This window comes from Methylorubrum podarium (assembly GCF_022179745.1).
Taxonomy (GTDB): domain Bacteria; phylum Pseudomonadota; class Alphaproteobacteria; order Rhizobiales; family Beijerinckiaceae; genus Methylobacterium; species Methylobacterium podarium.
The window spans coordinates 1-6,759 of record NZ_BPRD01000145.1 but is presented as its reverse complement, the minus strand read 5'-3'; the positions used below and the strand labels follow the sequence as shown (position 1 = coordinate 6,759).

Below are 6,759 nucleotides of genomic sequence, written 5' to 3'. Positions count from 1 at the left end.
GCGGCGATCTTGGCCCCCTCCACCGCCATGGCGAGCGAGTGCCCGCGCTCCGCCTCCACGACCGTGCGCAGCCGCGTCACGAGGTCCGGCCGGGCGGCATCGCGCACCACCTCGTCGATCTCGCGCAGAGTCTTGGGATTGTAGAGCCGGTTGATGCTCGACCACGTGGCGAGGTCGTGAAAATAGGCATTCGGCACGGCGAGGTCCGCCCGCTTCATCGGGCTCCCGAGGCCGAGGAGCGGCATCACCGCGCCGAGGCTCAGGGTGCGGTCGAAATCGGTGCCGCCGATGCGGATGCCGTCATTGGCCAGGATGTCCTCGGCGCGCTCGTCGCGGCGGTGCCGCTCGGGCGAGAGCCGGACGATGGAGAAGTCCGAGGTTCCGCCACCGATATCGGCGATCAGCGCGATCTCCTCCGCCGTGACCATGCGCTCGTAATCGAGCGCCGCCGCGATCGGCTCGTACTGGAAGCGGACGTGGCGGAAGCCGATGCCCTCGGCGATCCGCCGCAGCGTGTCCTCCGCCTTGCGGTCGGCCGCCGGATCGTTGTCGACGAAATGGACCGGGCGGCCATGGACGACGGTGTCGAGTTCGACGCCGGCTTCCGCCTCGCCCCGCGCCTTCACCAGGGTGAGGTAGCGGGCGATGACGTCGCGGAAGCGGATGCGCTCGCGGCCGATCGGCGTCGTCTCGTCGATCAGGGGCGAGCCGAGGACCGATTTGAGCGCCCGCATCAGACGGCCCGGCATGCCCTCGACATAAGCCTCGATCGCCGCCCGCCCGATCTGCGCCTCGCGGCCGGGCGCGAAGAAGATCGCGCTCGGCAGGGTGCGGTGCGTGCCCTCCAGCGGCACGAGGACCGGGCGGTCGCCCGCGCCGATCCCGAGGGTGGTGTTGGACGTGCCGAAATCGAGGCCGCAGGCCGCCATGGGGACCGGATCGCTTGCATTCCGAGGGAGGGCGGCCCCGTTACGGTCCCCCGCCGAAGAGTGCAATCCCCGAACGCCGCGTCATTCGTCGCCTACGCCGCCGCGCCGAGATAGCGGCGGTGCAGATGCGCGAGGAAATCGTCCGCGCCGAGCGGCTTGCCGGTCGCCGCGATCAGCAGCTCGTCGGTCTCCATCAGGCTCGCGCGGGCATGGACATTCTCCCGCAGCCAGCCGCGCAACTGCGAGAAGTCGCCCTCGGCCAAGGCCGGCCGGATGCCGGGATGGGCGGCGCAGGCAGCCTTGAACATCTGCGCCGCGGCCAGCGCCCCGAGGGTGTAGGTCGGGAAGTAGCCGAAGCTGCCGCCCGGCCAGTGGATGTCCTGGAGGCAACCGTGCCGATCGTCGGGCACGGTGAGCCCGAGCAACGCCTTCATGCCGTCGTTGAAGGCCCCCGGCAGGTCTGCGACGGCGAGGTCGCCCGCGATCATCGCCGTCTCCAGGCGGTATCGCAGCAGGATATGGGCGGGGTAGGTCACCTCGTCGGCATCCACCCGGATGAAGCCCGGCTCGACGCGGGTGTAGAGGCGATGCAGGTTCTCCCCCTCCCAGGCCGGACCTTCGCCGCCGAACGCCTCGCGCAGGGTCGGCGCGAGGTAGGCGCAAAACTCGGCCGAGCGGCAGGCCTGCATCTCCACCAGCAGCGACTGGCTCTCGTGCAGGCTCATGCCGCGGGCCTGACCCACCGGCTGGTGGCGCCACGCCGCCGGGCGGCCCTGCTCGTAGAGCGCGTGGCCGGTCTCGTGCAGCACGCCCATCAGCGCCCCGGTGGCGCTCGCCTCGTCGTAGCGGGTGGTGATGCGCACGTCGTCGGTGGCGCCGCCGCAGAACGGGTGCAGGCTGACGTCGAGCCGCCCGCGCGAAAAGTCGAACCCGACGGCCCGCATCAGCCGCAGGCCGATCTCCCGCTGGATCGCCACCGGGAATGGCCCCGGCAGCGGCAGGGGAGGGACCTTCGCCGCCTGCCGCTCGCGCACCGCGACGACGAGATCCGGCAGGACGGCGCGCAATTCCGCGAAGATCGGATCGATGCGTGCCCGCCGCATGCCGGGATCGTAGCCGTCCAGCAGCGCGTCGTAGGGTTCGAGGCCGAGGGCCGCCCCCTTGGCCTCGCCGACGAGCCGCTGCAGCTGCAGCACCTCCTCGAGATGCGGACGCAGCCGCGCGAAGTCCGAATCGCGCCGCGCCTCGCGCCAGACCATCTCGCAGCGCGTCGTCGCCCTCGATGAAGCGGCGACGAGATCGCCCGGCACCGCCGCCGCGTGGGCGTAGGCCCGGCGCATCTCGCGCAGGTTCGCCCGCTCCCATTCGCCGAGCCCGGCTTCAGCCTCCGCCGCCTCCAACCGCTCGGCATTGCGCGGGTCGGTGAGGACCTCGTGGGCCAGCACGCTGAGTACGGCCATCTGCTCGCCACGGGTGTCGGAGGCGCCGTCCGGCATCTGGGTCTGCGTGTCCCATCCGAGGATGCCGCTTGCATCCCCCAGGGCGCCGAGCCGGGCGAAGGTGGCGGTGAGCGTCGCGTAAGCCTGCATGATCGGTCGAGATCCCTCGGTGTCGCGCTCAGAGCATCGTCCCGAAAGGTGGTTGCCGGCTTTCGGAAAAGACGATGCTCCAACGGGGTCAGTCCTCGCCGCGGCGCTCCTGCCGCAGCCGTTCCCAGTAGGCGAGCCGCTCCCGGTAGCGGGTTTCCATGCCCCGGTCGGTCGGCTCGTAGAAGTGCTGGCGCCCGAGCGCCTCCGGCCAGTAATCCTGACCCGAGAAGGCGTCGGGCTCGTCGTGGTCGTAGCGGTAGCCCTCGCCGTAGCCGATCCGCTTCATCAGCCCCGTGGGGGCGTTGAGGATCGTGCGCGGCGGCGCGAGCGATCCGGCGGCCTTCGCCACCCGCGTCGCCGCCTTGTAGGCGGTGTAGACCGCGTTCGATTTCGGCGCGCAGGCGAGATAGACGGTGACCTGCGCCAGCGCGAGTTCGCCCTCCGGCGAGCCGAGGAAGTCGAAGGCGTCCTTGGCCGCGTTCGCCACGACGAGGGCCTGCGGGTCGGCGAGCCCGATATCCTCCACCGCCATCCGCACGAGGCGCCGAGCGATGAACAGCCGATCCTCGCCCGCATCCAGCATCCGGCAGAGATAGTACAGGGCCGCGTCGGGATCGGAGCCGCGCACGGTCTTATGCAGCGCGGAAATGAGGTTGTAGTGCCCCTCCTGCGCCTTGTCGTAGATCGGCGCCCGGCGCTGCACGAGGGTCTGGAGCTTCTCCGCGTCGAGGATCTCCCCGGGGCGGGCCGAGCGCCAGACCTCCTCCGCGAGCGTCAGCGCGGCGCGCCCGTCGCCGTCTGCCATGCGGACCAGCGCCGCGCGCGCTTCCTCGTCGAGGGGGAGGGGCTGGCCGTCCATCTCTTCGGCCCGGGCGAGCAGCCGGGCGAGCGCGGTCGAGTCGAGCGCCCGGAACAGCAGCACCCGGGCGCGCGAGAGCAGGGCGGCGTTCAGTTCGAAGGAGGGATTTTCCGTCGTCGCGCCGACGAGCGTGACGGTGCCGTCCTCCATGACCGGCAGGAAGGCATCGAGCTGGGCGCGGTTGAAGCGATGGATCTCGTCGACGAACAGCAGGGTTCCCTGACCCGTCGCGCGGCGCTTGCGGGCCGCCTCGAACACCTTCCGCAGGTCGGCGATGCCGGAGAAGATCGCCGAGATCTGCTCGAAATGCAGGGCGGTCTCGTGGGCGAGCAGCCGCGCCACGGTGGTCTTGCCGGTACCGGGCGGCCCCCAGAACACCAGCGATCCAAGCGAGCGCGAGGCGAGCAGCCGCGTCAGCGCCCCGTCGGGTCCGGTCAGGTGCTCCTGGCCCACGACCTCGGCGAGAAGGCGCGGGCGCAAGCGGTCGGCGAGCGGCCGTGGCGCGCCCGTCTCGAGGCCGGCGGAAACGAACAGGTCGGACATGCGTGGCATGAACACCGCAGCCCCATCCGTCCGCAAGAGCCTTGACGGCCGGAGGTCCACTTCCCCCGCTGAGCCGGCTTGTGGGCTCGCTCGCCGCGTGCTAGGGCGCATCCCGTCGTCACGACACCTCTGCGGAGAGGTGGCAGAGTGGTTGATTGTACCGCACTCGAAATGCGGCATGGGTGCAAGCCCATCGGGGGTTCGAATCCCCCCCTCTCCGCCAAGTCGCCCCCAAGTCCTTGCGATAACGGTATCTTCTTGATTCCGTAGGCTTCTGAGCGCGCTCCTGCTACGAAGGAGTGCTACGAAGCCATGAGGCAGATGGTGGGTTTGGTCCAGCGTCGGGGCATCTTCTATTTCCGTCGTACCATCCCGGAAGCGCTGCGCGCCGGCATGCCGGCCGTGCTCGGAACGGCAGGGCCTGGAATCTTTGACGAAAGCGCGCCTGTCTCGCTGAAAGGGAGCCGAGCGGGCCGGGAGTTCTGGGTCAGCCTCGCAACCCGCGATGAGGATGAGGCCCGAAGCCGGGCTCGCCGGCTGGACGGCGAAGCCGACGCCCTGATTCGCGTTGCCAAGCGCCACATCACACTCAGCGCCAATCGGGCGCCAGGATTCGAACCTGGGAATGGCTGTACCAAAAGCCAATCGCCCTATGTGTTACACCGTTGTTTTAATTCGCTTTTTCAGATCAGTCCGCCGCCCCTGTGCCGGCTTTCGTGCGGTGATCGGCAAGCCCGTCGCGTTGTCGATCTCCTCCGCGGCGGCTGTGCCGGCCCCATGCGCGGCCGATCGCCGGTCCTCGACCTCGAGGAAGGCGTAGGAGCGCTCGGTCTGCACCACGCTGCGGTGCCCGAGCTGATCACGGACCATCTCCAACGTTCACTTCGCCTCCTGCAGCAGTCGGCAGCCGCGGCGACCTGCCGGAGGCGATGACCGACGCGCTGACGGAGATTCCCGAGGACGACGGGCAGCGTTTCGGTGCGCACATGCTGCTGGCGGGCGCCACCATCCTCAAGCGCAACCACCCTCTGACGGGCGTCCTCGGCGCGCTCCTACCCCCCGAGACCGGCAAGCCCTCGGATGCCGCGGCGCTCGACGCGCTGTGAGCTCGTAACGCCACCCTGTGAGGTGCGGCCCGTGCTGACCTTCACCAAGACCGGCACGACAACGGAAGCCCTCGACACGCCCGAGGCCATCGCCGATCACGTCCACGCCGAATTCCTACGGCGCACCGAGGCGGCGCCATTCCGGTTCGACGATCGCGTCTGCATCATCCTGCGCGGCGGCATCCCGCCCGAGTTCATGGTCGGCAATGTCGACACGGTGATTCTGTGCGATCCGGAGTTCTCGCCGCTCGCGACGCTGATGGGCACGAACGCATCCGGCATGACGATCCAGTTCCCGGTACAGACGGCGAACCTCGAACGGGCCTGATCAGCCTCGCCCAGCGCGGGACAGCCGCGGAAAGTGGAGGCTGTTGCTGCGGTTCAGTGCACCGGCGACGGTGGCACCCTGTGCGCCCGCCGAGGCCTTCCTGGTGGGGAAATACGGATCGTAGTCGCTCCACCGCGGAGCACTTTTGGGGTCTGGCTTCTGGGCAACCGGCTTTGCAGCGGGTTTCGACATAAAGGCTTGTCCTCTGTGATGAGGCGAGCCTTGTAGGCCAAAGCGCTAGGTTGCCCTGTCGCCGCGAAGTCACGTCCCGATCTCGTCGCCGTGTCGTGCGGCCTCAGCCGAGCGTCGCCTTTGTCGCCTTGGGAGTCACCGCCGCGGCTCCCAGCTTCGTGCGCTAACAAATTCTCAGCGCCCGAACTTGCGGAACAAGATTGACCGCTACGCTCCTGGGCATAGTCTTCGCCGAGATATGTGACGTACCTCGGCGCACCCACATGCCTGAGACGCTGATCGACAGATGGCATCGGGAGAACACGGCAGCGCAGAGGCCGCCATCGATCCTGCAACAATGCGTGGGCGGAGCGATCAGAGGCGCCCTCGCAGGGATTGGCCTTCTTATTGCGCTCTGGCTGCTCTATTGGGCGGGCTTGCTCTGAAGCAGCGATCTATGGCGCTCACGATCGAACTCAGAATATTCGCTGAGTGAGGCTGAGACCCAGCGCAGCGAAGCGCCTTGAGAGTTGATCTCGAACCCAGGTGGCGCGTGGAACGCCTTTCGGGCCGACCGGCTGTGCTGTCACTCACCAAACATGACAGCCGGTTCCCGCAAAATGAGGTCTCCCGTTCCGCTGCCGACGACGATCGCCGAGGCGCGTTCGGGCGCAGGCGAGGCTCAGGGCTATCAGAAACAGGCGGTTGACCGCTGGCCAGACAGGGTCAGCGCAGCGGCCATATCCGCTCGCCAGACAGGATCAGCGGAGCGGTCACGCTTAGTGCCCTGAGTTCCGCATACATTCAATCAGGCAACCTATGTCGCGCACGCGCAGCGGGCCGGCACTGAAGGGGGGTTCGACGCCGACCCGCCGGTCGCACACCGCAGTGTCGACGGAGAAGCCACGGCGCAACGACATTGTTTCGTGCGCCCAGCCTTGGAGGCGATCAAGCGGCGCTTGCGACTTACTGCGATCGAGATGCCGGCGAAGAGACGCTTGAGCGAAATGCGAGAGCAGCGGGTCGGCGCCCCCCGTACCGGCCCGCTGTCTCCGGTCTGCAGCGAGGCCGTGAGCCCCGGCAGACGCAGCCTTTCGTGCCCGTTGCTCCTAAAGACTGTAATGAACTGGCTGCGAGTAGAGCGGCCTTTTTGAGCATGAGGCAGACGAAGGCGACGATGTGCAGGTCGGCCAGCGTGCTGGCATATCGCTCGTAATCTTTGACGAGCCGGCGG

The 6,759-nt window shown here is 68.5% G+C and carries 6 protein-coding genes, 1 tRNA gene and 1 pseudogene; 3 read left to right on the top strand and 5 right to left on the bottom strand.

Translation table 11 applies throughout. The features are described 5' to 3' along the window. From MFF42_RS07745 to MFF42_RS07735, 3 genes are all read right to left on the bottom strand, one after another. The coding region (locus MFF42_RS07745) for an Hsp70 family protein (RefSeq protein WP_238255220.1) at window positions 1–929 on the bottom strand (929 nt) is incomplete at its 3' end. A gap of 92 nt (window positions 930–1,021) precedes the next feature. Further along, a complete protein-coding gene (locus MFF42_RS07740) occupies window positions 1,022–2,518 on the bottom strand; it encodes a carboxypeptidase M32 (protein ID WP_238255219.1) in 1,497 nt (498 codons plus the stop codon). Window positions 2,519–2,606: 88 nt separating this feature from the next. After that, entirely contained in the window at window positions 2,607–3,920 is a 1,314-nt protein-coding gene (locus tag MFF42_RS07735; protein ID WP_238255221.1) for a replication-associated recombination protein A, read from the bottom strand. 133 nt (window positions 3,921–4,053) lie between these two features. Here MFF42_RS07735 and MFF42_RS07730 point away from each other — a divergent pair. Beyond that, window positions 4,054–4,143, top strand: a tRNA-Ser gene (locus MFF42_RS07730). 434 nt (window positions 4,144–4,577) lie between these two features. Here the strand turns inward: MFF42_RS07730 and MFF42_RS07725 are convergent. Further along, window positions 4,578–4,796 (bottom strand): hypothetical protein, encoded by a 219-nt coding sequence (locus tag MFF42_RS07725; RefSeq protein ID WP_238255218.1) that lies wholly within the window; start codon window positions 4,794–4,796, stop codon window positions 4,578–4,580. A gap of 53 nt (window positions 4,797–4,849) precedes the next feature. Between MFF42_RS07725 and MFF42_RS07720 the strand changes: the two genes are divergently transcribed. Both MFF42_RS07720 and MFF42_RS07715 read left to right on the top strand, forming a co-directional pair. Further along, complete coding sequence (locus MFF42_RS07720) at window positions 4,850–5,026, top strand: hypothetical protein (RefSeq protein ID WP_238255217.1); 177 nt, start codon at window positions 4,850–4,852, stop codon at window positions 5,024–5,026. Next, on the top strand, window positions 5,001–5,354 hold the full coding sequence (locus MFF42_RS07715; protein WP_238255216.1) for a hypothetical protein: 354 nt from the start codon (window positions 5,001–5,003) through the stop codon (window positions 5,352–5,354). The genes MFF42_RS07720 and MFF42_RS07715 overlap by 26 nt, the downstream gene beginning before the upstream one ends. A gap of 1,293 nt (window positions 5,355–6,647) precedes the next feature. Here the strand turns inward: MFF42_RS07715 and MFF42_RS07710 are convergent. Next, window positions 6,648–6,759 (bottom strand): annotated as a pseudogene (locus tag MFF42_RS07710) (IS5/IS1182 family transposase); the annotation flags it as partial.